The organism is Pseudomonas sp. WMBT8 (genome assembly GCF_050916005.1).
Lineage (GTDB): Bacteria > Pseudomonadota > Gammaproteobacteria > Pseudomonadales > Pseudomonadaceae > Aquipseudomonas.
On the sequence record NZ_CP188096.1, the window covers coordinates 302,825 to 328,688 of the forward strand.

A 25,864-nucleotide genomic window follows, 5' to 3' on the forward strand; every position below is an offset into this window, starting at 1 on the left:
GCTCTCAAGCAGGTAAGTAAATACATCCGACACAGACAATCGGAAAAGCCACGGTATAGTAACCCGATCACGCCAAGGAGCCCTTTATGCGCCAGAAACCCACCGTCCTCGCCCGCGAAATTGTCGCCAGTAGTCGTTTGTTCCGCGTGGAGCAAGTGCAGTTGCGCTTTTCCAATGGCGTTGAACGGACCTACGAGCGCCTGGTGGGCCGGGGTGCAGGGTATGGCGCGGTGATGATCGTGGCGATGATCGACGCTGACCACGCGCTGCTGGTGGAGGAATACTGCGGTGGCACGGATGAGTATGAACTGTCCTTGCCCAAGGGCCTGATCGAACCGGGCGAAGATGTGCTGGCGGCGGCAGATCGTGAACTCAAGGAAGAAGCAGGCTACGGCGCACGGCAGTTGGAGCACTTGACCGAGCTGTCCCTGTCCCCCGGCTATATGAGCCAGAAAATCCAGGTGGTGCTGGCCACCGAGCTGTACGAAGAACGCCTGGAGGGCGACGAGCCCGAGCCGATGCGCGTGGACCGGGTCAACCTGCGCGAACTGGCGCAACTGGCGCAGAACCCGCAGTTCAGCGAAGGCCGTGCCCTCGCCGCGCTGTACCTGGTGCGGGACCTGCTGACCCAGCGCGGGGCCTACCAGCCATGAGCGAATTGTTCCTCGGCCACGCCTACATCGCCCCCGTGATTGAACTGGCTCGCCAGGCCGGCGAGGTCATCCTGCCGTATTGGCGCGCCGATGTGGCCGTGACAGCCAAGGCCGATGATTCGCCAGTCACCGCCGCCGACCTGGCCGCCCACCACCTGATTCTCGCCGGCCTCACCGCGCTGGACCCCAGCATCCCGGTGCTGTCGGAAGAAGATGCCGACATTGACCAGAGCGTGCGTGCCCGTTGGCAGCGCTGGTGGCTGGTGGACCCGCTGGATGGCACCAAGGAATTTATCAGCGGCAGTGAAGAATTCACCGTCAACATCGCCTTGATCGAACAGGGACGGGTGGTGTTCGGCGTGGTGTCGATGCCCACCAGTGGCCGCTGCTACTTCGGCGGCGCCGGCCTTGGGGCGTGGCGCTCCGACGTGAATGCCGCGCCCCGGCCGATCCAGGTGCGCCAGAAGCCAGTCGCAGGCGAAGCGTTCACCGTGGTCGCCAGCCGGCGCCATACCAGCCCCGAACAGGAGCGCTTGCTCGATGGGTTGAGCCAAGGGCTGGGGCAGTTGAAGCTGGCCAATATCGGCAGCTCGTTGAAATTTTGCCTGTTGGCCGAAGGCAGCGCCGATTGTTATCCGCGCCTGGCGCCGACGTCGCAGTGGGACACCGCTGCGGCCCAGGGCGTGCTGGAAGGTGCGGGTGGCGAAGTGCTGGAGTTGAATGGCCAGCCGTTCAGCTACCCGGCGCGCGAGTCGCTGCTGAACCCGTTCTTCCTGGCCTTGCCGGCCAAGGCCGCCTGGCGCGAGCGTTTGCTGGCGCTGGCAAGGTCATAAACCGCCGCGATCAAAAATGTGGGAGCGGGCTTGCTCGCGAAAGCGGTGTATCAGCCAATACAAGTGCTGACTGATACACCGCTTTCGCGAGCAAGCCCGCTCCCACATAAGCCCTGTGCCCACATTGTTTATGTGTTGCAGGTTTAGCGGTGCAACACGTACTGCCCGGTAAACGCCACCGCCTGCTCTTCACTGCCCTGATTCACAATCCACGTCTGCAGGGCCAGCCGTGCCCGGCCATGGCGCCGGTAGGTCGCCAAAAACCGCTTCCACACCTTGTCCTCCGGCGCCTGGCAAATCGCGGTGGCGTCCTGGGTGACAGGCAGCGGATAGCTGATCTGCCCTTCCTGAATCACGATGTGCCCGTCTTCAATCCCTTCCTCGCGCAGCTGTAGGTGCAGCCAGCCCCAGCCGGCCAAGACCGCGCCGCAATACAGGCTGCCGCCAAACATAGTGCTCTTGTGGTTGATATTGGCCTGCAACGGTAAGTGCAGGCGCAATTGCCGGTCCTGCCAGTCGAGCACCTTGAGGCCCATCTCCCGGGTCAGGGGGATGTCATGGTGCAGAATGGATTCCAGGTAACGGCTATCGCGGCTCATGGTGGTCTCTTGGCTGGTGGAAAGGGTCACTCGTCATCGGTGTGAGCGTTGCCGCTGTCGGCAAAGTTCAGCCCATGCTTGCGCAACTTGTCATGCAGGGTCTTGCGCGGCACCCCGAGGGCTTCGGCCAGGCTACGCACGGAGCTGTGGGGGCGACCAAGCTCGGCGGCGATCAGGGCTTTTTCAAAGTGCTCGACTTGCTCGCTCAAGCCCCCGGTAGACATCGGCACACCCGGCGCCGGGCCGTCCGGTGTGCTGTCCAGGGCCAGTTCCAGGCCGAGGGCGAAGCGTTCGGCGACGTTTTGCAACTCCCGCACGTTGCCCGGCCAGTTATGGCGCAACAGCATTGCCCGTTGGCCAGGCTGCAACTCGTGCAGCGGCAGGCCGTGGCGGCTGCTGGCCTCGTCGGCGAAGTGCTGGAACAGCATCAAGGCATCTTCGCCACGCTCGCGCAGGGGCGGAATGCGCAGCGGCGCAACGTTCAGGCGGTAGTACAAGTCTGCGCGAAAGCGGCCCTGGTCGGCGGACTGGCGCAGGTCTTCCTTGGTCGCGGCGATGATGCGGATATCCAGGGGGATCTGCTGATTGCCACCCAGGCGCTCGACCACGCGCTCCTGCAACAGGCGCAGCAACTTGACCTGTACATCCAGGCTCATGCTTTCGATTTCATCGAGGAACAACGTGCCGCCGTTGGCAAATTCGAACTTGCCGATCCGCCGCTTCTGCGCACCGGTAAAGGCCCCCGGTTCATGGCCGAACAGCTCGCTTTCGACCACGGACTCGGCCAGGGCGCCCGCGTTGATGGCGACAAACGGCCCGGTGCGACGGTTCGACAGGTCGTGCAGAGCGCGTGCCACCACTTCCTTGCCGGCGCCGGTTTCACCAAGGATCAGCACATCGGCGCGGGTCGCCGCCAGCGCGCCAATCTGCTCGCGCAGGCGCAGCATCGGCGCCGATTGCCCCACCAGGCGCGTGCTCAGTTGCTGGCGATCACTCAGGGCCAGGCGCAGGCTGCGGTTGTCCAGCACCAGCCGGCGCAGGGCCAGGGCGCGGCGCACGCTGTCGAGCAGGGCGTCGCTGGCGAAGGGCTTTTCGAGGAAGTCATAGGCGCCGGCGCGCATGGCCTGCACCGCCAGTGGCACATCGCCGTGGCCGGTGATCAGCAGCACCGGCAGCTCCGGGTCCTGGCTGTGAAGCTCAGTGAGCAGCTCCAGGCCGTCCATGCCGGGCATGCGGATGTCGCTGACCACCACCCCCGGCCAGTCCCGCGACAGGCGCGCCGTAAGGCCGGTGGCTTCGCCAAGGGGCAGGACTTTCAGCCCGGCCAGGTCCAGGGTCTGGCACAGGGCCTGACGCAGGTGTGGATCATCGTCGATCAACACCACCTGAATCTGGTTATCGATACTCATACACTGCGGTCCTCGGACGGTTGCAGACTGACGCCGGGGGCGCCGGCGCGCAGTTTCAAGGTTATCAGTGCGCCGCCTTCCTTGTGGTTGGCAAACAACAGTTCACCGCCAAAGGCGCGCATCAGGGTGTCACAGATGGCCAGGCCCAACCCCAGGCCCTGGGTGCGGGTCTTGGTGGTGTAGAAAGGCTCGCCGGCGCGACCCAGGGCTTCCATGCAGAACCCAGGCCCGTTGTCGCGGATGTACAGGTTGACGCCCTGCTCGGTGGATTCGGCACTCAGCCACAGTTTGCGCGGCGGGCCTTTTTCGGTCAGGGCGTCCAAGGCATTGGCCAACAGGTTGCCCAGTACCTGGCGCAGGCGGGTTTCGCCGGCCTCTACCCACAGGGATGCCTCTGGCAAGTCGCGGATCAGTTCCACTTCCATGGCCCGCCGGCGCTTGGCCAGCAATGCCAGCGCGTCGTCCAGGGCCGGTTGCAGGGCCACGCTTTCCGGGGCATGCCGGTCGCGGCGGGCAAAGGCGCGCAAGTGGGCGATGATCGAGGCCATGCGCCCGGTCAATTCGCTGATCAGCTTGAGGTTGCCGCGGGCGTCGTCGGTGCGCTGGTGGTCGAGGAGAATCTCGGCGTTTTCTGCGTAACTGCGGATGGCGGCCAGGGGCTGGTTGAGTTCATGGCTGATACTCGCCGACATGGTGCCCAGCGCCGACAGCTTGCCCGCCTGCACCAGGTCATCCTGGGCGCGCACCAGTTCCTGCTGGGCATTTTCGCGCTCCAGCACTTCCTGGCGCAGGCGGCGGTTGAGGCCTTCGAGGTCGCTGGTCCGTTCGGCCACGCGCATTTCCAGTTCGCGCCGGGCCTTGGCTTCAAAGGCGATGCGTTCCAGGTAATGACGACGGCGCTGCATCATCAGGCCGAGCAGCAGCATCAGCACCAGCAAGGTCGCGCCGCCGACGGCGACCACTGTGCGCACCGGGCGGTCGATCAAGGTGCGCGGGGCAAGGATCTCCACATTCCAGCCGGTTTCGGCAATTTCGGTGGATTGGCGCAGCCAGGCGCTGGAGCTGAAAACCAGCGGCTGCGGATCGCGGGTCGGATAGGGCTGGATCGCGATGATCGCCTGGCGCTCGGCCTCGGTCAGGGGCCGGGTCGCACGAAAACGCCATTGTGGGCGCGAGGTCAGGATCACCACGCCGTTGTGGTCGGTGACCAGCAATTGCTCGGGAGTCTGGCCCCAGAGGCTTTCGGTGTGGTCCAGGTCGACCTTGACCACCAGCACGCCGATCACATGTTCATCTTCACGCACCGCAGCGGCGAAGAAATACCCGCGCTTGGCCGAGGTGGTGCCCAGGCCGAAGAAGCGCCCCAGGCGCCCGGCCATGGCTTCGCTGAAATAAGGTCGAAAGGAAAAGTTGCGGCCGACGAAGCTGTCCTGTTTGTCCCAGTTCGAAGCGGCCAGGGTCTTGCCACGGGTGTCCATCAGGTACATCACTTCCACGCCCGCCTGGGCTGCCACCTCCTTGAGCAACTGGTTGGCCGCGACCAGGTTGGTGCTGACGTGGGGCGCTGCCAGGGCGGTACGCAGGGCCGGCAAGTCGCCAAGGATCTGCGGCAGTACTTCGTAGCGATGCAGGGTGCCCAGCAGGTTGGCGACGTACAGGTCGAGGGTCTGGCGGTTCTGCCCGGCCAGTTCGCTGCGATAGTAGCGCTCGGCCAGATGCTCCAGCGGCCACAGCAACGGCGCCAGGCACAGTGCCAGCAAGGCCAGGCTGCGCCAGCGGGGTCTTCGTGGAAGAGGTGGAGTCATGTAGGTCTGCGCCTGAGGGTACAGGCGCATTATGCCTAGTGCTGCTGTGCAAGACACTCGCGCAATGCTTCGCGCCACTGCGGTTGGCCGACTTGCCATTGTTGTTGCAGGCGGCTGCAATCCAGGCGCGAGTTCAACGGGCGCTTGGCGGGCGTTGGGTAGTCACTGGCGGGAATCCCTTCCAGCTCGGCGCACGCCTTGCCTTCGGCCAGCAGGTGCTCGCCAATGGCCTGGGCAAAGCCGAACCATGAGGTCTCGCCCTGGGCCGTCAGGTGATAGACACCCCAGTCTGCGGCCTGGCCGGCCTGCCAGCGCTCGATCAGGGCACGGGTGCTGTTGGCGATGGTCCCGGCCCAGGTCGGCGCGCCGATCTGGTCGGCGACGATGCGCATCTGCGGCTTTTCCTGGAGTAGGCGCTGCATGGTCAGCAGGAAGTTCTTGCCGTGGCTCGAATACACCCAGCTGGTACGCAGGATCAGGTACTGACCGCCCACCGCCGCAATGGCCTGCTCGCCCGCCAGCTTGCTCTGGCCGTAGACACCCAAGGGGTTGGGCACATCGTCTTCGGTGTAGGGTGCGGGCTTGCTGCCGTCGAACACATAGTCGGTGGAGTAGTGGATCAACGGAATGCCCAGGGCCTTGGCTTCTTCGGCGAGGATGCCGGGCGCCGTGGCATTGATCGCGAAGGCTACATCGGGCTCGTTCTCGGCCTGGTCGACAGCGGTATGCGCCGCCGCGTTGATGATCAGCCCCGGGCGATGGCTGCGTACCTGTTGGCGGATCTGCTCGGGGTTGGCCAGGTCGAGCTGGTCGCGACCGAGCACGACCAGTTCACCCAGGCCCTGGAGCCGCTGTTGCAGTTCACGGGAAACCTGGCCGTGCTGGCCGGTGATGAGGATTTTCAACGGTGTCCCGCTCCCAGTCATTTGGTTTCCCCGGCGAGGGTGAACAGGTACTGGCCATAGCCTGTCTTGCCAAAGTATTTGGCCCGCTCAAGCAAATGGTCGCGATCGATCCAACCGTTCTCGTAGGCGATTTCTTCGAGGCAAGCCACTTTCAGGCCCTGCCGATGCTCAATGGTCTGAACATAGATCGAGGCTTCCAGCAGGCTGTCATGGGTGCCGGTATCGAGCCAGGCAAAACCACGGCCGAAACGCTCGACATGCAGGTCGCCACGCTTGAGGTAGGCATTGTTGACGTCGGTGATTTCAAGTTCGCCGCGTGGCGATGGCTGGACGGCCTTGGCGATCTTGACCACATCGTTGTCATAGAAGTACAGGCCGGTCACGGCATAGCTGGACTTGGGCTTGGCGGGTTTTTCCTCGATGGAAAGGGCGCGGCCTTCACCATCGAAATCAATCACCCCGAAGCGCTCCGGATCCTTGACCCAGTAGCCGAACACTGTGGCGCCGGTTGGGCGTTTGGCAGCGGTGCGCAGTTGCTCGCTGAAGTGTTGGCCGTGGAAAATGTTGTCACCCAGGATCAGGCATACCGGGTCATTGCCGATGAACGCTTCGCCGATCAGGAAGGCTTGCGCCAAGCCGTCTGGCGAAGGCTGCTCTGCGTAGCTGATCTGCACGCCGAACTGGCTGCCGTCGCCCAGCAGGTTGCGGTATTGCGGCAAGTCCACGGGCGTGGAGATCACGAGGATCTCCTTGATTCCGGCGAGCATCAGCACGGAAATCGGGTAGTAGATCATCGGTTTGTCGTACACCGGCAGCAACTGCTTGGAAACCCCCAGGGTAATGGGGTGCAGGCGCGTCCCGGAGCCACCGGCCAGTACGATTCCCTTCATCATGCAATCAGGTCCTTCGCATCGGTGTTGCCGAGGCGCTCGCCCTGATAACTGCCGTCCTGGACCCGGCGGCACCATTGCAGGTTATCGAGGTACCACTGCACGGTCTTGCGCAGTCCGGTCTCGAAGGTTTCTTCCGGGACCCAACCCAGCTCGCGCTCGATCTTGCTGGCGTCGATGGCGTAGCGCTGGTCATGGCCTGGGCGATCCTTGACGAAGGTGATCAGGTCGCTGAACTGGGCAACGCCGGCCGGACGCTGTGGCGCCAGCTCTTCGAGCAGCGCACAGATGCCACGCACCACGTCGATGTTCTTCTGCTCGTTGTGCCCGCCGATGTTGTAGGTCTCGCCCACCACACCTTCGGTGACCACTTTGAGCAGCGCACGGGCGTGGTCTTCGACATACAGCCAGTCGCGCACTTGCAGGCCATCGCCATATACCGGCAGCGGCTTGCCTGCCAAGGCATTGAGGATCACCAGCGGGATCAACTTCTCGGGGAAGTGGAACGGCCCGTAGTTGTTCGAGCAGTTGGTCAGCAGTACCGGCAAGCCATAGGTACGCTGCCAGGCGCGGACCAGGTGGTCGGACGCCGCCTTACTCGCGGAATAAGGCGAACTTGGCGCGTAAGGCGTGGTTTCGGTGAACAGGTCATCCACGCCATGCAGGTCGCCATACACTTCGTCGGTGGAGATGTGATGGAAGCGGAAGGCGCTCTTGGCCGGCTCTGCCAGCTGTTGCCAGTAGGCACGAGTGGCCTCAAGCAGGCTGTAGGTGCCGACGATGTTGGTCTGGATAAAGTCCGACGGGCCGTCGATGGAGCGGTCGACATGGGACTCGGCCGCCAAGTGCATGATGGCCTGGGGCTGGAAACGCGCCAGCACTGCGCTGACGGTGGCCTGGTCGATGATATCGGCCTGGACGAACTCATAGCGGGTGTTGGTCGCGATGCTGGTCAGCGACTCAAGATTGCCGGCGTAGGTCAGTTTGTCGAGGTTGAGAACTTCATGTTCAGTGTTTTGAATCAAATGGCGGATCAGTGCGGAACCGATAAAACCGGCGCCACCGGTAACAAGAATACGCATGTCGAGAGGCCTTTTCCTTAGACGGACATTGAGCGAATGGTGCATAGCTTGCGGGCTTGCGATAGGGCGTGCAAGGGGCGGTGGTCAGATTGGCCCAGCTTGCGTGCTTTAAAGAAGACAATCTCAATGGGGTCGGGGTTGCATCTGACCTATTAACAATGGCGATATAAGCGCCCAACAAAAAACCAGGGACCGTCACATGCTGCTCGATACATTGATCCATCGCACCCGTTTGCCGTGCCCGCAGGTCAGCGCGGAGCAAGCCTTGCAGTTGCTTGAGCAGCATTACGGCCTCAGCGGCACCCTGCAGTCCCTGGGCAGCCAGCAAGACCTCAATTACCGCGTCGACAGCGATCGTGGCCGCTTCGTCCTGAAAATCTGCCGGGGCGAGTACGCCGCCGTTGAGCTGCACGCCCAGCACGCCGCTCTTGCGCACTTGCAGGCACACGCCGGCGTCCGGGTGCCCAAGGTCATCAGCACCCTCGGCGGCGAGCAACTACTGAGCGTGACGCTGGCCGGGCAGGCCTTGCACCTGCGGTTGCTGGACTATATCGACGGCCAGCCGCTGACCCACCTGCCGCACCTGGGCCGCGCGTTGATCACAGGGTTTGGGCGGCTGTGCGGGCAGATGAGCCAGGCATTGGCCGGTTTTGCGCACGCGGGCCTGGAGCGCACCCTGCAATGGGACCCGCGCCATGCCCGGGAGCTGATCAGCCATTTATTGTCGACGCTCGACAACCTGCCGCAGCGTGCGGCCCTGGAGCGGGTCGCGGCAGAGGTCGAGCAGCGCCTGCGGCCCTTGGTCGATCAGTTGCCGTGGCAGGCGGTGCATATGGATATCACCGACGACAACGTGGTGTGGCAGCGCGATGCCGAGCGGCATTGGCAAGTGCAGGGTGTCATTGATTTCGGCGACCTGGTGCACACCTGGCGGATTGCGGACTTGTCGGTGACCTGTGCCGCTTTGCTGCACCACGCCGAGGGCGACCCGTTTGCGATCTTGCCGGCGATCCGGGCCTGTCACGCGTTGACCCCTTTGCAACCCCAGGAATTGCAGGCGCTGTGGCCGCTGATCGTGGCCCGTGCGGCGGTCTTGGTGCTGAGCAGTGAACAGCAGCAGCGCCTGGACCCGGATAACACCTACCTGTTGAAGAATGCCGAGCACGAGTGGGAAATCTTCCAGGTTGCCACCTCGGTGCCGTTTGAGTTGATGGAGGCGGCGATCCAGGCGTGCGTCGGTGCAACCCCCAAACCAGTGGCCAGCGAAGGCTTTGCCCCGCTGCTGCCGGGTCTGGTGGGGCGCGAGTTCGCGCTGATTGACCTGGGTGTGCTCAGTGAGCATTTCGAAGCCGGAAACTGGGAAACCCCTGGCATCGACCAACATTTATTGCAGCAGGCCGCAACGGTCCATGGCTTGGCGGCCAGTCGTTATGGTCAGTATCGCTTGTCCCGCACGCGTCCGGACTGCGCGAGCGAACCGCAAACGTTCGCCCTGCACGTTGAACTGTATGTGCCCCAGGGCAGCGTCGTAGAGGCGCCGTTCGCCGGCATCCTGCGCAGCACTGCCGATGGCGTATTAAGTCTGCATAGCGCGCAACTGAATGTACGGCTGCTGGGCCTGAAAAATGCGTTGCAACCCGGCGCCGCGGTGCTCAAGGGCCAGGTCCTGGGGGAGGCGGGCGGGGCATTGACCGTGCAACTGTGCCGGGTTGACCTTGATCCGCCACTGTTTTGCACACCGTCCCGCGCTGCGGCCTGGCAGGCGTTGTGCCCCTCGCCGGCGACACTGCTGGGCCTTGCCTGTGACGCCGAGCCGGAGCTGGATCCAGAAGCCTTGCTGGCCCGACGCGACGCCAGCTTTGCGCGCTCGCAAAAGCACTATTACGTCGACCCGCCGCGCATCGAACGCGGCTGGCGCAACCATCTGATCGACATGCAGGGCCGCTCGTATCTGGACATGCTCAACAATGTCGCGGTGCTGGGTCACGGCCATCCACGCATGGCCCAGGTGGCGGCGCGGCAGTGGTCGCTGCTCAATACCAACTCGCGCTTTCATTACGCCGCGATTGCCGAGTTCTCCGAGCGTCTGCTGGCGCTGGCGCCCGAGTCCATGGACCGGGTGTTCCTGGTCAACAGTGGCACCGAAGCCAACGACCTGGCGATCCGCCTGGCCTGGGCCTACAGCGGCGGGCGCGACATGCTCAGTGTGCTGGAGGCCTATCACGGCTGGTCGGTGGCCGCCGATGCGGTGTCCACCTCAATCGCCGACAACCCCAAGGCCTTGAGCAGCCGGCCGGATTGGGTGCACCCGGTGACCGCACCCAATACCTATCGCGGCGAATTCCGTGGCCCGCACAGTGCGCCGGATTATGTGCGCAGCGTGGAGCACAACCTGGCGAAAATCGCCGCCAGCCAGCGCCAGTTGGCGGGTTTTATCTGCGAGCCGGTGTATGGCAATGCCGGTGGCATCTCCCTGCCACCGGGCTATTTGCAGCAGGTGTATGCCCTGGTGCGCGCCCAGGGTGGGGTGTGCATCGCCGATGAAGTGCAGGTCGGCTACGGCCGCATGGGCCACTTCTTCTGGGGTTTTGAAGAACAGGGCGTGGTGCCGGACATCATCACCATGGCCAAAGGCATGGGTAACGGCCAGCCCCTTGGCGCCGTGATTACCCGCCGGGAAATCGCCGAAGCGCTGGAGGCCGAAGGGTATTTCTTCTCGTCCTCGGGGGGCAGCCCGGTGAGTTGCCGGATTGGCATGGCGGTGCTGGATGTGATGGAGCAAGAAAAGCTTTGGGAAAACGCCCAGGTGGTCGGCGGGCACTTCAAGGCGCGGCTCGAGGCGTTGATCGAGCGCCATCCCCTGGTGGGGGCGGTGCATGGCTCGGGCTTCTATCTGGGACTGGAGTTGGTGCGCGACCGCCAGACCCTGGAGCCGGCGACGCAAGAAACCGCCAAGCTGTGTGATCGTTTGCGTGAGCTGGGGATTTTCATGCAGCCGACCGGGGACTATCTGAACATCCTCAAGATCAAGCCGCCGATGGTCACGTCTAAACGCAGTGTGGATTTCTTTGTCGACATGTTGTCGAAGGTGTTGGATGAAGGGTTGTAAACACCTTTCTATGAGTTGAAATGAGATCACCCCTGTGGGAGCGGGCTTGCTCGCGAAAGCGGTGTATCAGTGACAGATTTGTAGACAGACACACCGCTTTCGCGAGCAAGCCCGCTCCCACAAGGGTGATGGGGTTTCAGACGTTAACCCGATTGTTATCGGGAATATTTTGAGTTTTTTAGACGGTTGGATGTTTGCAAGCTTTAAAAGCCGATTTTTATCCGCTATAAAGTCGGCCAGCATTCCCCTTTCTGTCATCGGCCCCGGTTATCCTGGCCGCTGACCACCGCCCAGGAGATGATTCATGAGCCGTATCGTTACCGTCGCCGCTACCCAGATGGCTTGTTCCTGGGACCTCGAAGCCAATATCGAGACCGCTGAAAAGCTGGTCCGTGAGGCCGCAGCCAAAGGCGCGCAGATCATCCTGATCCAGGAACTGTTCGAAAGCCCGTATTTCTGCCAGAAGCCAAACCCGGACTATCTGCAACTGGCAACCCCGGTTGCAGAAAACGTGGCCATCAAGCACTTCCAGAAAATCGCCAAGGAACTGCAAGTGGTCCTGCCGATCAGCTTCTTCGAGCTGGCCGGCCGTGCGCGGTTCAACAGCATCGCGATCATCGACGCGGACGGCTCCAACCTCGGGATTTATCGTAAAAGCCACATCCCGGACGGCCCTGGCTACCACGAAAAGTACTACTTCAACCCAGGCGATACCGGCTTCAAAGTGTGGAACACCCGCTACGCGAAAATCGGCGTGGGCATCTGCTGGGACCAGTGGTTCCCGGAATGCGCCCGCAGCATGGCGTTGCAAGGCGCGGAGATCCTGTTCTACCCGACCGCCATCGGCAGCGAGCCACACGACAAGACCATCTCGTCCCGTGATCACTGGCAGCGCGTGCAACAAGGCCATGCCGGCGCCAACCTGATGCCGCTGATCGCCAGCAACCGCATCGGCAACGAAGAGCAGGACGGCTACGACATCGACTTCTACGGCTCGTCGTTCATTGCCAACCAGTTCGGCGAAAAAGTCGAAGAGCTCAACGAAACCGAAGAAGGCATCCTGGTGCACAGCTTCGACCTCGATGAACTGGAGCACATCCGCAGCGCGTGGGGCTCGTTCCGTGACCGCCGGCCGAACCTGTACGGCGCGCTCAAGACCCTCGACGGTTCCTTGGAGTCCTGATCGCCATGACCACTTTGCACAGCACGCCTCGCGCTGACGGCTTCTATATGCCAGCCGAGTGGGCACCCCAGACCCAGGCCTGGATGATCTGGCCCGAGCGCCCGGACAACTGGCGCCTGGGCGGCAAACCGGCGCAGGCGGCCCACGTGGCAGTGGCCAAGGCCATTGCGCGTTTTGAGCCGGTGACGGTTGCGGTTTCCGCCGGTCAGTACGAAAACGCCCGGGCGCGCCTGGATGTGCCGAATATCCGGGTGGTGGAGATGTCCAGCGACGATGCGTGGGTACGCGACAGCGGGCCGACCTTCGTGATCAATGACCACGGCGAAGTCCGTGGCGTGAATTGGGACTTCAATGCCTGGGGCGGGTTTGACGGTGGCTTGTATGCCCCGTGGAACCGCGATTCCCAGGTGGGCGGCAAGATCCTTGAGATCGAGCGCAGCCCGCGTTATCGCACCGAAGGTTTTGTGCTGGAGGGCGGCTCGATCCACGTTGATGGTGAAGGCACGCTGATCACCACCGAGGAATGCCTGCTTAATCGTAATCGCAACCCGCACCTGGGCCGCGAAGAGATCGAAGCGGTCCTGAGCGCCAACCTGGCTGTGGATAAGATCATCTGGCTGCCCGACGGTCTGTTCAACGACGAAACCGACGGCCATGTGGATAACTTCTGCTGCTACGTGCGCCCGGGTGAAGTGTTGCTGGCCTGGACGGACGATCCGCAAGACCCGAACTATGCACGCTGCCATGCTGCCATGGACGTGCTGCAAAACAGCACCGACGCCAAGGGCCGCGGGTTTATCGTGCATAAAATGCCGATCCCGGGGCCGTTGTACGCCACTGAGGAAGAATGCGCCGGTGTCGACCCGGTGGACGGCTCCCAGGAGCGTAATCCGACCGTGCGTCTGGCCGGTTCCTACGTCAACTTTCTGATCGTCAACGGCGGCATTATCGCGCCGAGTTTTGATGACCCGCTGGACAGGCGCGCCCAGGAAATCCTCCAGGGCCTGTTCCCGCAGCATGAAGTGGTGATGGTGCCGGGCCGTGAACTGTTACTGGGTGGCGGCAATATCCATTGCCTGACCCAACAACAGCCCGCGCCGCACAAAAACTGAGTGCAGTTGTAACAGGCAATTTCGCTGCACCTCGGCTGATTGCCGGCAAGTGCGCCGGGTAATAACAGCAAGCCCATGGCCCGTCGGGGTCGTGGGCTTTTTTGTGTCCGCAGGCCTATAAACCGGACGCTTTGGCACAGCTCTTGTATCGGCGTTGTGACAGTGATCGGGGTTTGTGACTGCGCAGTTCTGTCATAAACCTTGAGTAAGTTAGCCGCTCAAGCAGTAGGAGAGAGCGCTGAAATGAACGCCGATATCAACCTGGTCTATAAACGCGCGCCCCATCCTTCGGTCGTGCGAGGTGACGCGATTCACACGTTGGCACTTTGGTTGAAGGCAAACGGCTCGCGCCGGATCCGGCAGGCGGATCCACGCAGGGTGATGAGTGAGCGCTACCCGCTGGGGTTGTTCAGTGAGGATGAGGTGCAGGTGCTGTGCGAATTGATCCAGGACTGACGGACGCTGATATCCAAATGTGGGAGAGGGCTTGCCCGCGATAGCAGTGTGTCAGTTGATGCATATGTGACTGATACACCGCTATCGCGGGCAAGCCCGCTCCCACAGGAACTGCATGTGGCTTAGAAGTTGTACGTCCCCGTCACCACCAGGCTGCGCGGCTCACCAAACTGGATCTGGTTGGCGCTGGTCGCCGACGCGTAGTACGTCTTGTCGCTGATGTTGTTCAGCGCCGCCTTCACATCCCAGTCCTTGTGCCGGAACCCGGCCAGGGCGTCCCAGCGGCCATAGCCCGGCAACACCACGGTGTTGGCGTTATCGGCATAACGATCACCCACCAGGGTCAGGCCGGTTTCGGCGTACCAGCCCATCTCCGGTTTCCAGGTGACGAACAGGCTGGCGTTGCGCTTGGCCACGTCGCTGATGCGCTTGCCTTCAAAGCCATTGTTGTCTTTCACCACCTTGGCATCCTGCACGCCGACGCCACCGCGCACATACCAGTTGCCGACGATTTTGCCGGTGGTGGTCAGCTCGATACCACGGGAGCGCTGGATTCCGCTGAGCAGGGTGATCAGCGGGTTCTCCGGGTCGCGGGTGCGGCGGTTGTACAGTTCCAGTTCATACACGGCGAGGGTGGTGCTCAAGCGGTCGTCGAGCCAGTCGCTCTTGACCCCGATTTCCTTTTGTTTGGTCAGCTCGGGGCTCAGGTCATTGGCATTGCCCGTTGCATTCGGGGTGATGCCGATCAGGCCACCGCCGGTGGGGGAAAACGTCTTGCTCCACGACGCGTAGAACGAATGGTTCTCCACCGGCGTCCACACCACGCCCAGCCGTGGGCTGGTGTTGTGGCTGTCGACGGGTTGCCGGATATTGGTGATCTTATTGGTGGTTTCTACTTCAAAACGGTCGTAGCGCAAACCGGCGAGTACTTGCCACTGATCGTTCAGGCGCAGTTGGTCCTGCACATACAGCCCCTGGCTTTCGACTTCGGTGTGGTTGTTGCTGGAGATCCTCATCGGCCCGGTATGGCTCAGGTGCCGGTTGGGGTGGTTCAGATCGAGGCCGGGCACTGTTGCCGTTACCGCGCTGTACAACTTCGGATCACGGCGCTGGCTGCCCAGCTCCACGCCGGTCAGCAGGCGGTGTTCCAGGCCAAAGGTATTGAAGCCCCCTTCGAGCTCGACGTTATTGAATACGTTGCGCGTCGTCAGGTCCTGCTGCCAGCGCTGGCGCCCGACGGTGTTGGTCTTGGGGTCGTAGCCGGTCAGGTAGGTGTTGTCGAAATCACTGTCGAGCTTGAACACACCCAGGGTGTGACGCAGTTGCCAGCTGTCGTTGAGTTCATAGGCGAGCTTGGAGCGCAGGGACTGGGTGGTGTCGTCGATATAGTCCCGTGGGTCGCCGTAGGTAGTGTCGCGGCTCACATCGGCCGGGCGCCCGCGCACGCCAGGGATGCCCCGGTCCGGGGTGCGGTCGTAGCGGCTGTATTCGTATTGCACCAGCCAGTTCAGTTGCGGGGTCAGTTGCCAGCTCATCGACGGGGCGAATAATTTACGGTTGCCGCTGATGCCATCGCGAAAGCTATCGGTGTCTTCGTTACCCATGTTCAGGCGCAGGCTGATGTTTTCGGTCGGGTCGGCGCTCAAGTCGGTGTACAGGCTGCGCAGCCCGTTCGTGCCGCCCTGGGCCTCGATGCTGGAGGCGCGCCCGGCCTGGGGCAGCTTGCTGACGCGGTTGACGATCCCGCCTTGGCCACCACGGCCGTACAACACCGCGGCGGGGCCCTTGAGCACATCGATGCGCTCGATGTTGTGCAGGTCGCGCACGTATTGGCTGTCGTCGCGGATGCCATCGAGGTAGAAGTCGCTGCTGGCCTCGAAGCCGCGGATGCGCAAGCTGTCGAAGCGTGTGTCGGCGCCGCTGCTGACGTTGGGGATGCCACTCAACGCCTGGCCCAGGTCGTTGGTGCCGTAGGCGCGCAGGTTCTCGGTCTTTACCGAGTCGATCGCCTGGGGCACGTAGCGCACCGGCGTACTTGTGCGCGTGGCGGTGTTGGTGTCTTTGACGCGTGGGTCGTCTTCGTCCGCTTCGGCGCTGATGGCGGTGGCGGGCAGGGTGGTCGCGGCGCAGGCAAATCCGGCACACAGCAGTGCAGAAAGCCCAAGGGTCATGGGCGTCAGGCGAGAGGCAGGCATCTAGGGGCGCATCCGTAAGAGGGAGGGTAAATAATGCGCGAATGATAATGCTTGCTATTTGCGCGCGTGATTTATTCTTACGCTGCTCGCTTGGGTATTTGTTACAAAATGTGTTTTCGAGGGAATTTTACGCATCAATGGAAAATGCGTTACCCACCAGCGGCTTATTCACACGATGAATTGGCCGAGCGTATATATCGCGTAAATAATGGCTAAATAATATCGCTTAGACTTTTTTTGCCTAAATACAGACGATTCACTAAATTGACACGCGGTTCAGGGCGCGGATAGGATTCGCCTCAACGCCTGTGGCTAACCGCCATGACTTCTCTATAAAAAAGGCCCGCGGCATATTCGGTCGTCCGCGGGCCTTTTTTTATCCGGGGAAAGTCGATACCAAAAAAGCCAAATGGAGCCAGGTGTCACAGCGCGTACTCAACCAGTAATAAGGAATAAAAAAATGTTGAATAAACGGATGGGTCTGATTGCTCTGGGGATTTTGAGCGCTACTCAGGCAATGGCAAACGACCAGGAGCAATCCAAAGGCTTCGTGGAAGACAGCCACTTGAACATCGCGGCGCGTAATGCGTATATCAGCCGCGACTACAAAGACGGTGGTAAAGATAAAGCCGAGTGGGGCCAAGGCTTCATCGGTAAGTTCGAGTCCGGCTTCACCCAAGGCACCGTTGGTGTGGGTGTGGACGTGATCGGCCAATACGCCATCCGTCTGGACGGTGGTAAAGGTCGCAGCGGCGCTGGCGGCATCAACTTCTTCAAGCAAGGCGACAGCGGCGCAGCACCACACGACCTGGCCAAGGGCGGCGCAGCCGTCAAGGCACGCATCTCCAACACTGTGCTGAAGTACGGTGACCAGATGCCAGCCGTGCCGGTCCTGCAGTACGACAACTCCCGTCTGTTGTCGGAAACCTACACCGGTACCTCGATCGTCTCCAAAGAGATCAAGGGTCTGGAGCTGCAAGGTGGTTACTTCACCAAGGAAGCCCAAAAAGGCGCCGAAGGCACCGACAGCGGCAACCTGAAAAACATCGCCTACCTGGGCGGTAGCTACAAATTCACCGAAAGCCTGTCGGCCGCGCTGTACGCATCCGACATGGAAGACGTGCTGAAGAAGCAATACGTCAACGTCAACTACGTGCTGGCCCTGCCACAAGAGCAGTCGCTGACTTTTGACTTCAACGGCTACAAGACCAAGCTGGACAAGAGCTTCGCCCAGCTGACCCAAGGTGATGCTGACGCCCGCGACAACAAAATCTGGAGCCTGGGCGCCACTTGGGCCTTCGGTCCGCACAGCCTGACCCTGGCTCACCAGCGCAGCACCGGTGACACCGGCTACATGTACGGCGGCTACCGTAACAACACCAAGGGTAGTGGTATCGGCGACGGTGGTAACACCATCCTGCTGGCCAACTCCTACTGGTCTGACTTCAACGGTAAAGACGAGCGCTCCTGGCAGGTCGGCTACGGCATTGACTTCAGCACCTTCGGCGTACCGGGCCTGACCTACAACATCGCTTACGTGCGTGGCACCAACATCGACGACGGTAGCAACCGTGGCGATGGCACCGAGCGTGAAATCTTCAACCAGTTCAAGTACGTAGTACAGAGCGGCCCGGCTAAAGACCTGAGCCTGCGTGCCCGTGCCTCCTGGTTGCGTGTTTCGACCAACGCCAACAACTACAACGTTGGTGGTAACGAAATCCGCCTGTTCGCCGACTACCCGATCAACGTGTTCTAAGATCGTGCGTCGTGCCTGATACCAGGCAATAAAAAACCCCGACTTGTCGGGGTTTTTTTATGGCTGCCTAAACCCTACGCTTTGACCTGCGCCAACTTCTGGCAGTTGGCCTTGCGCGCCGGGTACTGCCCGCATTTGCGCAACACGCTTTGCACCTGCTGGGTGTTCTGCAGTTGCTGGTTGGCCAAGAGCTTCTCGGTGATAAACAGCTCCTCCGAACCCAGGTGACGCTCGGCCGTGTCGATCATGGCCAGGGCGGCCTTGCCGTCGCCGCGCTTGAGGTAGTAGCTGATCATCAAGTCATAGGTCGAAGGCCCGGCCAGGGACCAGTCCTTGATCGCCTGCAATTCTTTGAGGGCATCGGCATTTCTACCCTGGGCCAGGCGCACGGCGTAGGCGGTGCGGCGGATGTTCGGCTGGTCCTTGACCGGCGAGCTCAAGGCGCGCCGGATAAACGCATCGGCCTCGGGCACCTTGTTTTTGGCCAGGGCGGCGGTGGCGGCGTAGGCGTCCTTGTAACCCTGCATGGCCTTGGCCACAGGCGCGGCGTCACGCACCTTCGGCCAGCTCGTGGTGTTGACCCGGGCGCGGCGCTCCTTGCGGTACTCGCGTTGCAGGTATTGGCGCAGCTCGGTGTCCCGGTCGATGGCGGACATGTGGGAGCGGTTGAAGTAATCGGTGGTGGCGGTGATGGTATTGGTCAGGCCGTCCTTGACCAGCACGTCCAGCTCCTTGGTAAAGCGGTCGAGGTTGAACTGCTGCAATGAATCTTGCATCGCGTCCTTGCGGGCGGTGAGAAAGCCCGTCAGCAGCGGCTTTTGCTTGCCCTGGAAATCATTCAGGCGCTCCAGGCTGTGGGTGGCCGCACGGGGCGCGTAGCCGGCCCGGATCATCAGGTCGGTGCCGAGCAAATCTGCCTGGTCTTCCTGGCTGCGACCCCAGGCAGTGCTCCAGACGTTGTCGGAAAAACTGTTGGCCAGCGAGGTATACAACACGGTATTGCCGATGGTTTTTTGCGTGCCGGCCGGGTCCTTGCTGAACAGTTTCATGGTGCCCGAACTGCGGTCCACCCCGGTGTTGGCCGCCACGGTTGCCAGGGCCACGGTGGAGGCCACGGTGGTGAACATGTCCTTCTGCTGCTGGAAGGCAGCGGCACGATCATGGTGGTGCAACAGCACGTGGCTCATTTCGTGGCCGAGCATGGCGGCGATTTCGTCTTCGCTGCCGACGTTCTCCAGCATGCCCAGGGGCACGAAGATATTTCCGTACGGGTCCGCCGACGGTCCGAAGCTGTAACTGTCGGTGATCTTCACCTGCAACAGCGGCAACTGCCCCGGCCAGCCCTTGGACAGGCGCGTGACGATGCCCTGCAAGTACACCTGCAACATCGGGATATCCACCAGGTTCTGCTGGCGCGCCTCGGCCGCAGGCACGGTGCGCCCGTCGTAACTCAAGCGCTGCTGGCCCGCGCGCTGCGGGTCGAGCTTGTAGTACTGGCGCACGTCAGCGTTGTCCACATAGTGGCCTTCGACGCGCGACTGGGTCGACGGCCCCACCAGGTTCAGAAACGCCTGGTCTGCACCCTTCAAGGTGGCGCAGCCGCTGAGCAATGCACTGGCCAGCAATAGATATCCCTTCACCGCGGTACTCCCTTATTGATTGCAGCCGGCACCGTAGCCGAGGGTGGACTTGTTGTTACTGTCCTTGGCCAGGCTTTGGGGCATGAGCTGGCACGGCAGCTTTGTGACATTCAGGGGCGGGTCGATTCGCAGGTCCCTGGTGTCCAGCCAGACTTTCTGCCCAGCCAGCTCCACCAGGACCAACTCCAGCTCCTTGTTGAGTTGCAACACCTGAACGGGTTGCTTGGGTGTGTCTTTGCGGGCGATTTCCCGCAGCAGCTTGCCCTGCTCGTCTACCACCTCCACCGGGTCGGCCAGGAATTCCTTGATGACGTGGGTTTCGGCCAGCACACCCTGGCTGTAGAGCGCGGCGAGTAACACGATGAGGATTCTGTTCATCCTTGGTTTCCTTGAGTGAGACGACATGGCGGCACCCTCAGCGGCCACGGTCGAAGAAAGCTTCGATCCGCTCGCTGAACAGCGCCAATGACAGCAAAACAATACCCAGCACGTTGACCAGGGTGATGTGGTTCAGATACAGCACCCCGCACACAATCAGCAGCACCAGCATCACCACGCCCCACGACGGGTAGGGCGAGGTAAAAAAGCGACTCTCTTGATCCTGCCAGCGCGTCCAGGTGGGCAAGCCGGCCAGGCGCCGGGCATGCAGGGCCTTGAGTACGATAATCAGCGCCAGCAGCCCAAGCTCCAGGACGTCTACCCAGTGCAGGTTCAACCTCGGGAAATTGGCCGGCTCGCGGTCGTAATCCATGCCCTTGTTGATCAGGTTGTCCAGGGCCATGGCATGCAGGTACACCCCGGGGATCAGGCCATGCACGGGCGACTGCACCAGGTCGCCGGTGGAGGTGATGCTGGCCCCGACCATCACCAGTCGGTCGCGCAGCAACCCGGCCACCAACGCCTGGTCTTCCGGTGAGCTGACCTCCAGGTCGCTGGCCGACAGGGTCAGGCTATAAGGGCAACGGGCCTGGGCGGAGTCGTCGAGTTTCCAGAACACTGCCTGGAAAAATTGCGCCACCCAATCCAGCACAAAGTTGCGCGGTGGTGCGCAGTGCCGGATATCCGCGATCTGCGCCTGCTGCGGCGCCAGCTTCAAGCCCCACTGCACGGCGATCGGCTGTAGCTGCGCCGCGGCTTCAGCATCCCGGGGCAGTTGGCTGGCACACGGCTGGCCCTTGCAGAACTGGCGGTACAGGGCCAGGGCCGGGGTTTCCATCACCCCCAGCGCGGTCGGCATTGCCAGCGGGTACTTGTCGTCCACACCGTCCCACACCACCAGCCCCGGCTGGCTGAATGCGGCAAACTGCTCGAGGGTATTGGCCTGCCCATTCTCGCCCCGCGTCACCCCGGTATTGGCCAGCAGCAGGGGAATGCCCCGGCGCTGATAGCGCTCGAACACATTCGCCAACAACTGGCTGCCCCGCGTCGGATCGCCCAGGGAGTGATCGTGGCTGTACAGCAAGTCCACAAACACCGCCTTGGGTTTGTAGGCCAGCAAGCGTTTGAACAACTTGCTCTGCTCGCTATACGGCATCGGCCACGAGGTGTTGTTGCGCATCAGGTAGGCGTCGTCGATCAACACCACGGTGATATGTTGCTGGCCGGTGCCGGGGTAATTGCTGGAGAACATCCGGTTGAGCCACTGGGCGGATGCCTTGTCACTGGAACTGGCCAGGCCGAAGGGGTCGAGCACCGCTAGCAACACGATAAAAAACGCGAGCAAATAGCGACGACGATTAAAAAGCGGGGGGTTCTTCGACATCCATGTCTCGATAAAAAACGGCGGGTGCTGTTGGGGGCAGGTTTCCCGCAGCGAATGCATGGGGTTTTAAAGGACGGGGAGGGGGGTGTCAATTAGAAATATGGCTAAGTGCCATCTGGCGCCCGCCGCCCTCGGCATCAAGCGGCAGATGACGTCCCCGCCGGGCGCGATTTCACCAGCCCCACGGCCAATGCAGACAAAATCAGCGCAATCGAGATCCCCTCGTTGAGATCGACCCGATGCCCCAGCAACAGCATGGAACCGGTGACGCCAAACACCGGGATCAGCAACGACAACGGCGCCACCTTGGAGACCGGGTACTCGCGCAGCAGCAGGTTCCAGCCCCAGTAACAAAAGTGCGTGGCCGCATACACCTGGAACAACAGCGAGAACACCGTCAGCCACTCCATATGGGTGACCAGCGCAGTGAACGGCGCTGATCCATGGGCCAGCCACGTCAGCAGCAGCAACGGAAGCGGCGGGAACAGGCTGGCCCACACCACAAAGGCAAACATCTCGCGCACTTTTGATTGCTTGATGATGACGTTGCCCACACTCCAACTGAACGCACTTACCAGCAGCAGGCCGTAACCCAGGGTTGTCGCCTCGCCCGGACTGCCGGCGATAATGCCGATCAGTCCTACAGCCGCCAGCCCCACTCCGAGGATCTGGCCGACGCTCAGTTGCTCGCGAAACAACAACACTCCCCAACCCAGGGTAAAAAAGGCACTGAACTGGATCAACAAGGCTGCCGTACCTGGCGGCACACCCCATTCAATCCCCAGGTTGATCAAGGCCCACATTGCCACCCCGAAAATCAAGCCATAGGCCACCAGCCACTTGAGCGCCACGGTCGGACGCCGCACAAAAAACACCCACGGCAACGCCGCCAGCGTAAAGCGCAGGGCGGTCAGCAACAGCGGATCGACCCCCGCCAGCCCGAGCTTGGTAATCGGAAAATTCAGCCCCCAGACAGCCGTCACCAACACGGCCAGGGCCAAGTGTTTCTTTTGCATAGTGTTCTGATTCCAGTGTGCGTCAGCCAAGGCGCAACTATGCGCAATAGGTGAGCTGGCTCGCTTGCACTATCAGGTCATAAATCATTAAATTCGGGCCATGCGCGAAACTGACATCGACCCTTACGAAAACACCCCCCGCGACGCCGTGGTCACCGCCAACGACTATGCCGACGGCCAGCACTTTGCGTTGCATACCCATCGGCGCGGGCAATTCGCCTACGCCGCCTGCGGCGTGATCACCGTCTTCACCCAACAGGGCAACTGGGTGGTGCCACCCCACCGTGCCATCTGGGTCCCGGCGGGCGTGCCCCACGAAATGAGCATGAGCGGCCCGGTGACCATGCTCAACACCTACATCCGCCCCCACGCCGCAACCCGCCTGAACCTGCCCGCGCAGTGCCAGGTATTCGGCGTATCGACGCTGCTGCGCGAACTGCTGGCCCGCGCCATCGATGTACCGGCGCTGTACGAAAAGGACCATCTGCACGGCCGCCTGATGACCCTGCTGCTCGACGAAATAGCCGACATGTGCCCCCTGTCACTCAACGCCCCACTTCCCAACGACCCCCGGCTGGCCGACATCTGCCGCCACCTGCTGGAACAGCCATCACTGGAAACCAGCATCGACGACATGACCCAACGCCTCGGCATGAGCCGCCGCACCTTCACCCGCTTGTTTCGCCAGCAGACGGGCATCAGCTTTGTGGAATGGCGCCAGCAAGCGTGCCTGTTGGCGGCGGTGGTCAGGTTGGGGAATGGAGAGTCGGTGACACGGGTGGCGATTGATTTGGGGTATAGCAGCTCGAGTGCGTTTACGAGTGTTTTCAGGCGGGTGCTGGGGGAGGTGCCGAGTCGGTATTTTGCGAAGAACGTGCCTTGAGGTATCACGCCTGTCAAGCGCGACAATACCGTGCGCAAGCAGGGTATTGTCGTTTTCAACGGCTGCGCCTTACATGCTCCACCTCATGGTCACCGCCACGTTACGTGGGTCGCCAAAGAGGTTCGCGCCGGCAGGGTTACTGATGCTTTGGTAGTAGCGCTTGTCGAACACGTTGTTGAGGTTGGCTTGTACCTTGAGGTTTTTGTTCACGTTGTAGCCAGTCATCAGGTCGAAGATGCTGTAGCCGCCCTGAGTAACGCCGAACGAGGTGTAGGTGCTGCTCTGGCTGCGCAATGAACCGCCAATGGACCATTTTTCCAGGTCGCCCGGCAGTTGGTAAGTGGTAGACAGTTTGAGCAAGTTGTACGGCGTGTCGCTGTCGAAGCGGCCGCTGCCGCCCTTGACGTTCTTGGCGGCGGCATAGGTGTAGCCGGCCGAGGCCTGCCAGCCACGAGCGAGCATGCCCTGCAGCTCCATGTCGACACCTTTGGTCTGCACTTCACCGGACGCTACCGAGCAAGACGCGACCCCCGGCAAGCACGTGTCCAGGCTTTGGGCGCGGTTCTCCTGAGTCAGCTGGAAATAAGCCACGCTGGCGTTCAAGGCACCCTCGAAGTATTCGCCTTTGATCCCGACCTCCCGGTTGGTGCCCGTGACTGGCGGCAGCAGGCTGCCGTAGTAATTCACGTTGGCCTGGGGCTGGAAGATTTTTGTCCAACTGGTGTACACCGAGTAGGTGTCGTTGATGTCGTAGATCAGGCCGGCATAGGGGGTGTATTCGCGCGTAGCCTTGTAGTCGGCGCCGAACGTGTATTCACCGGAAATAGTGTTCTGTTCGTACTCGTACCAATCCAGGCGTGAGCCGAGGATCAGTTTCAAGTCATCGCGCAGGTGCAAGCGCGTGGTGGCGTAGGTGCTGTACTGATCGACCTGGCCTTTGCGCGACCAGTTGTAGTTGATGGTGGGTTTATCCACGCCGTGATAGTCGAAATTGGACGGGTCGAGCACGACGTTCGGGTCGTTGAGGAAGCCGCCGCCGGGACCATCGTCGGTGTTATCGGTGCGATAGCTGGCGCCAAGCACCAGTTCGTGGGTGGTGCCGAAGAGGATGAAGGGCCCGGAAACGTAGCTGTCGACGCTTTTTTGCGTGTGTTGGTAGGTGTATCGGCCCACGTTCAGGTTCAGTTGGTCGGCTGCCGGGTCCAGTCGGTAGAAACTGGTGCCGAGCATGTCCAGGTCGCCTCGCAACCAGGTGGTGTTCAGGCGCAGTTTCCAGTCGTTGTCAAAACGGTGTTCGAGTTCGGCAAAGGCACTGGTGTTTTTCTTGTTCCAGTAGGTCCACTTCGGGCTCATGCGCGTCGAACGGGAGATGGGCAGGAACGTGCCATTGGCTTTGGTTGGTATGCCTGACCAGTCGGCCCCTGGGTTGTCTTCGCGGTTGTAGTACGCGCCCAGGGTCAGGGTAGTGGCTTCGCTCAGGTCAAATTCAGTGATGCCGTACAGCAACTGGCGCTTGCTGCTGTAGCCATCGGTAAAGCTGTCTTTGTCCTGAAAGGCGCCGACCACACGCCCCCTGATCGAGCCGCTGGAATTGAGTGCGCTGCTGGCATCGAGTTCGGTGCGGTAGTTGTCCCACGAACCGGCACCTACGGTCACCGATACTTGTGGCTCGACGGTCGGGCGTTTGCGGATCAGGTTGAGCGTGCCGGACGGGTTGCCGGCACCGATCATCAGGCCCGACGCACCGCGCACCACCTCGACCCGGTCGAACATCGCCATTGTCGAGGTGCCGAGAGTGTCGGTGTCATATGCCACGGGTAGGCCATCGATCATGATGTTGTCGATGGCCGAGCCACGCGAGTAGAACTGCGGGCGTTCGCCGCCGGTCTTGCGCATGGTCAGGCCCGGCGTGTAGGTCGAAATGTCCTCCAGGGACTGCATGTTCTGATCATCCATGCGCTGGCGGGTGATGACCGTTACTGACTGCGGCGTCTCGCGCATCGAGGTGGCCAGTTTGGTCGCGGTGCTCATGGAACCTGTGGTGTAGGAACCGGTACCTTCGGTCGTTGCGTCCAGGCTCTGCCCTGAGATGCTGGTTGTGCCGAGTAGCACCGCTGACTCGTTATTGCCAGCAATTAACACAAAGCCCCCGTTGCCTTGGCGTTGCGCCAGTAATCCGCTGTTTGCCAACAGGCGCGATAACCCCTCCTCGATGCTGTAGGTGCCAGTAAGGCCCGCGGTAGAAAGGCGGCGTGTTTGCTCGGTGTCGAATGAAATAGTGACCCCTGCTTGCACCCCAAACCGGGTCAGGGCGCTACCCAGCGGGCCTGCAGGAATCTGGTAAGTCTTTAGGCTCTGGGCCAGCACCGGCAGCGGCATCAGTGCCAAACCCGGCAACCCGGCGAGGGACATGCCAAATACTGCAAAGCGTATGGCGCGCGTTATCTTGGGAGTGACATTGAGGGGGAGCGGGAGCATTCGTTGATCCTTGCGTTGTCATGGCAGAAACCCGCTGTTATCGCGGCTTATGTCATTGACGGATGAGAATCAAAATCAGCAAGGTCGTTGGGCAAGAA

20 protein-coding genes are annotated in these 25,864 nt (G+C 61.6%); 8 read left to right on the forward strand and 12 right to left on the reverse strand.

All coding sequences use genetic code 11. The features are described 5' to 3' along the window. Window positions 1-86: 86 nt before the first annotated feature. Together nudE and cysQ are read left to right on the forward strand one after the other, a co-directional pair. Complete coding sequence (gene nudE, locus ACO77H_RS01270; protein ID WP_169953881.1) at window positions 87-653, forward strand: ADP compounds hydrolase NudE; 567 nt, start codon at window positions 87-89, stop codon at window positions 651-653. After that, window positions 650-1,486 (forward strand): 3'(2'),5'-bisphosphate nucleotidase CysQ, encoded by an 837-nt coding sequence (gene cysQ / locus ACO77H_RS01275; protein WP_169953880.1) that lies wholly within the window; start codon window positions 650-652, stop codon window positions 1,484-1,486. The genes nudE and cysQ overlap by 4 nt, the downstream gene beginning before the upstream one ends. A gap of 143 nt (window positions 1,487-1,629) precedes the next feature. Here cysQ and ACO77H_RS01280 read toward each other — a convergent pair whose 3' ends face one another. Genes ACO77H_RS01280 through rfbB form a run of 6 tightly spaced genes read right to left on the reverse strand, consistent with a single transcriptional unit; the run spans window position 1,630 to window position 8,176 of the window. Then, a complete protein-coding gene (locus tag ACO77H_RS01280) occupies window positions 1,630-2,085 on the reverse strand; it encodes a thioesterase domain-containing protein (protein ID WP_432754889.1) in 456 nt (151 codons plus the stop codon). A gap of 26 nt (window positions 2,086-2,111) precedes the next feature. Next, window positions 2,112-3,494: a sigma-54-dependent transcriptional regulator gene (locus ACO77H_RS01285; RefSeq protein ID WP_169953878.1), complete on the reverse strand. Its 1,383-nt coding sequence runs from the start codon at window positions 3,492-3,494 to the stop codon at window positions 2,112-2,114. Then, on the reverse strand, window positions 3,491-5,299 hold the full coding sequence (locus tag ACO77H_RS01290; protein WP_169953877.1) for a sensor histidine kinase: 1,809 nt from the start codon (window positions 5,297-5,299) through the stop codon (window positions 3,491-3,493). Before ACO77H_RS01290 ends, ACO77H_RS01285 begins: the two co-directional genes overlap by 4 nt. A gap of 35 nt (window positions 5,300-5,334) precedes the next feature. Further along, on the reverse strand, window positions 5,335-6,225 hold the full coding sequence (rfbD, locus tag ACO77H_RS01295) for a dTDP-4-dehydrorhamnose reductase (RefSeq protein WP_169953876.1): 891 nt from the start codon (window positions 6,223-6,225) through the stop codon (window positions 5,335-5,337). Continuing rightward, window positions 6,222-7,097 carry a glucose-1-phosphate thymidylyltransferase RfbA gene (gene rfbA, locus ACO77H_RS01300; RefSeq protein ID WP_169953875.1) on the reverse strand — a complete coding sequence of 292 codons (876 nt, stop codon included), beginning with the start codon at window positions 7,095-7,097 and terminating at the stop codon, window positions 6,222-6,224. The genes rfbD and rfbA overlap by 4 nt, the downstream gene beginning before the upstream one ends. Next, window positions 7,094-8,176, reverse strand: coding sequence for a dTDP-glucose 4,6-dehydratase (gene rfbB / locus ACO77H_RS01305; protein WP_169953874.1), 1,083 nt, complete (start codon window positions 8,174-8,176; stop codon window positions 7,094-7,096). The genes rfbA and rfbB overlap by 4 nt, the downstream gene beginning before the upstream one ends. Window positions 8,177-8,375: 199 nt before the next feature. On the opposite strand from rfbB, the gene ACO77H_RS01310 reads away from it, so the two are divergent. From ACO77H_RS01310 to ACO77H_RS01325, 4 genes are all read left to right on the forward strand, one after another. Then, window positions 8,376-11,285: an aminotransferase gene (locus ACO77H_RS01310; protein ID WP_432754890.1), complete on the forward strand. Its 2,910-nt coding sequence runs from the start codon at window positions 8,376-8,378 to the stop codon at window positions 11,283-11,285. A 304-nt stretch (window positions 11,286-11,589) separates the two neighbouring features. After that, window positions 11,590-12,468, forward strand: a complete 879-nt coding sequence (aguB, locus tag ACO77H_RS01315; protein WP_170042351.1) for an N-carbamoylputrescine amidase — start codon at window positions 11,590-11,592, stop codon at window positions 12,466-12,468. Window positions 12,469-12,473: 5 nt separating this feature from the next. After that, the gene (gene aguA / locus ACO77H_RS01320; protein WP_432754891.1) at window positions 12,474-13,580 is read left to right on the forward strand and encodes an agmatine deiminase; all 1,107 of its coding nucleotides are present in this window, start codon (window positions 12,474-12,476) and stop codon (window positions 13,578-13,580) included. Between the two features lie 243 nt (window positions 13,581-13,823). Then, complete coding sequence (locus ACO77H_RS01325; protein WP_432754892.1) at window positions 13,824-14,036, forward strand: hypothetical protein; 213 nt, start codon at window positions 13,824-13,826, stop codon at window positions 14,034-14,036. A 122-nt stretch (window positions 14,037-14,158) separates the two neighbouring features. Here ACO77H_RS01325 and ACO77H_RS01330 read toward each other — a convergent pair whose 3' ends face one another. Continuing rightward, window positions 14,159-16,231, reverse strand: coding sequence for a TonB-dependent receptor (locus ACO77H_RS01330; RefSeq protein ID WP_432754893.1), 2,073 nt, complete (start codon window positions 16,229-16,231; stop codon window positions 14,159-14,161). 460 nt (window positions 16,232-16,691) lie between these two features. Here ACO77H_RS01330 and ACO77H_RS01335 point away from each other — a divergent pair, with 460 nt between their 5' ends. After that, window positions 16,692-17,987 (forward strand): OprD family porin, encoded by a 1,296-nt coding sequence (locus ACO77H_RS01335; RefSeq protein ID WP_169863984.1) that lies wholly within the window; start codon window positions 16,692-16,694, stop codon window positions 17,985-17,987. Window positions 17,988-18,061: 74 nt separating this feature from the next. Here ACO77H_RS01335 and ACO77H_RS01340 read toward each other — a convergent pair whose 3' ends face one another. From ACO77H_RS01340 to ACO77H_RS01355, 4 genes are all read right to left on the reverse strand, one after another. Further along, the gene (locus ACO77H_RS01340; protein ID WP_169953868.1) at window positions 18,062-19,627 is read right to left on the reverse strand and encodes a M48 family metalloprotease; all 1,566 of its coding nucleotides are present in this window, start codon (window positions 19,625-19,627) and stop codon (window positions 18,062-18,064) included. 12 nt (window positions 19,628-19,639) lie between these two features. Then, entirely contained in the window at window positions 19,640-20,005 is a 366-nt protein-coding gene (locus ACO77H_RS01345; RefSeq protein ID WP_169953867.1) for a hypothetical protein, read from the reverse strand. 37 nt (window positions 20,006-20,042) lie between these two features. Further along, window positions 20,043-21,389, reverse strand: coding sequence for a CHASE2 domain-containing protein (locus ACO77H_RS01350; protein WP_432754894.1), 1,347 nt, complete (start codon window positions 21,387-21,389; stop codon window positions 20,043-20,045). Between the two features lie 137 nt (window positions 21,390-21,526). Further along, window positions 21,527-22,405, reverse strand: coding sequence for an EamA family transporter (locus ACO77H_RS01355; protein WP_432754895.1), 879 nt, complete (start codon window positions 22,403-22,405; stop codon window positions 21,527-21,529). A gap of 100 nt (window positions 22,406-22,505) precedes the next feature. On the opposite strand from ACO77H_RS01355, the gene ACO77H_RS01360 reads away from it, so the two are divergent. Next, a complete protein-coding gene (locus ACO77H_RS01360) occupies window positions 22,506-23,288 on the forward strand; it encodes an AraC family transcriptional regulator (protein ID WP_432754896.1) in 783 nt (260 codons plus the stop codon). 69 nt (window positions 23,289-23,357) lie between these two features. On the opposite strand, the gene ACO77H_RS01365 is transcribed toward ACO77H_RS01360, so the two are convergent. Further along, window positions 23,358-25,766: a TonB-dependent siderophore receptor gene (locus ACO77H_RS01365; RefSeq protein WP_432754897.1), complete on the reverse strand. Its 2,409-nt coding sequence runs from the start codon at window positions 25,764-25,766 to the stop codon at window positions 23,358-23,360. Window positions 25,767-25,864 lie beyond the last annotated feature (98 nt).

What these genes read in the sequence shown, in the direction of transcription:
- ACO77H_RS01360 (WP_432754896.1), top strand. Translation starts at nt 22,506, where the DNA reads ATGCGCGAAACTGACATCGACCCTTACGAAAACACCCCCCGCGACGCC.
- rfbD (WP_169953876.1), bottom strand. Translation starts at nt 6,225, where the DNA reads ATGACTGGGAGCGGGACACCGTTGAAAATCCTCATCACCGGCCAGCAC.
- ACO77H_RS01310 (WP_432754890.1), top strand. Translation starts at nt 8,376, where the DNA reads ATGCTGCTCGATACATTGATCCATCGCACCCGTTTGCCGTGCCCGCAG.
- cysQ (WP_169953880.1), top strand. Translation starts at nt 650, where the DNA reads ATGAGCGAATTGTTCCTCGGCCACGCCTACATCGCCCCCGTGATTGAA.
- ACO77H_RS01330 (WP_432754893.1), bottom strand. Translation starts at nt 16,231, where the DNA reads ATGCCTGCCTCTCGCCTGACGCCCATGACCCTTGGGCTTTCTGCACTG.
- ACO77H_RS01285 (WP_169953878.1), bottom strand. Translation starts at nt 3,494, where the DNA reads ATGAGTATCGATAACCAGATTCAGGTGGTGTTGATCGACGATGATCCA.
- ACO77H_RS01290 (WP_169953877.1), bottom strand. Translation starts at nt 5,299, where the DNA reads ATGACTCCACCTCTTCCACGAAGACCCCGCTGGCGCAGCCTGGCCTTG.
- rfbB (WP_169953874.1), bottom strand. Translation starts at nt 8,176, where the DNA reads ATGCGTATTCTTGTTACCGGTGGCGCCGGTTTTATCGGTTCCGCACTG.
- ACO77H_RS01345 (WP_169953867.1), bottom strand. Translation starts at nt 20,005, where the DNA reads ATGAACAGAATCCTCATCGTGTTACTCGCCGCGCTCTACAGCCAGGGT.
- nudE (WP_169953881.1), top strand. Translation starts at nt 87, where the DNA reads ATGCGCCAGAAACCCACCGTCCTCGCCCGCGAAATTGTCGCCAGTAGT.
- aguB (WP_170042351.1), top strand. Translation starts at nt 11,590, where the DNA reads ATGAGCCGTATCGTTACCGTCGCCGCTACCCAGATGGCTTGTTCCTGG.
- ACO77H_RS01350 (WP_432754894.1), bottom strand. Translation starts at nt 21,389, where the DNA reads ATGTCGAAGAACCCCCCGCTTTTTAATCGTCGTCGCTATTTGCTCGCG.
- rfbA (WP_169953875.1), bottom strand. Translation starts at nt 7,097, where the DNA reads ATGATGAAGGGAATCGTACTGGCCGGTGGCTCCGGGACGCGCCTGCAC.
- ACO77H_RS01365 (WP_432754897.1), bottom strand. Translation starts at nt 25,766, where the DNA reads ATGCTCCCGCTCCCCCTCAATGTCACTCCCAAGATAACGCGCGCCATA.
- ACO77H_RS01325 (WP_432754892.1), top strand. Translation starts at nt 13,824, where the DNA reads ATGAACGCCGATATCAACCTGGTCTATAAACGCGCGCCCCATCCTTCG.
- ACO77H_RS01355 (WP_432754895.1), bottom strand. Translation starts at nt 22,405, where the DNA reads ATGCAAAAGAAACACTTGGCCCTGGCCGTGTTGGTGACGGCTGTCTGG.
- aguA (WP_432754891.1), top strand. Translation starts at nt 12,474, where the DNA reads ATGACCACTTTGCACAGCACGCCTCGCGCTGACGGCTTCTATATGCCA.
- ACO77H_RS01280 (WP_432754889.1), bottom strand. Translation starts at nt 2,085, where the DNA reads ATGAGCCGCGATAGCCGTTACCTGGAATCCATTCTGCACCATGACATC.
- ACO77H_RS01335 (WP_169863984.1), top strand. Translation starts at nt 16,692, where the DNA reads ATGTTGAATAAACGGATGGGTCTGATTGCTCTGGGGATTTTGAGCGCT.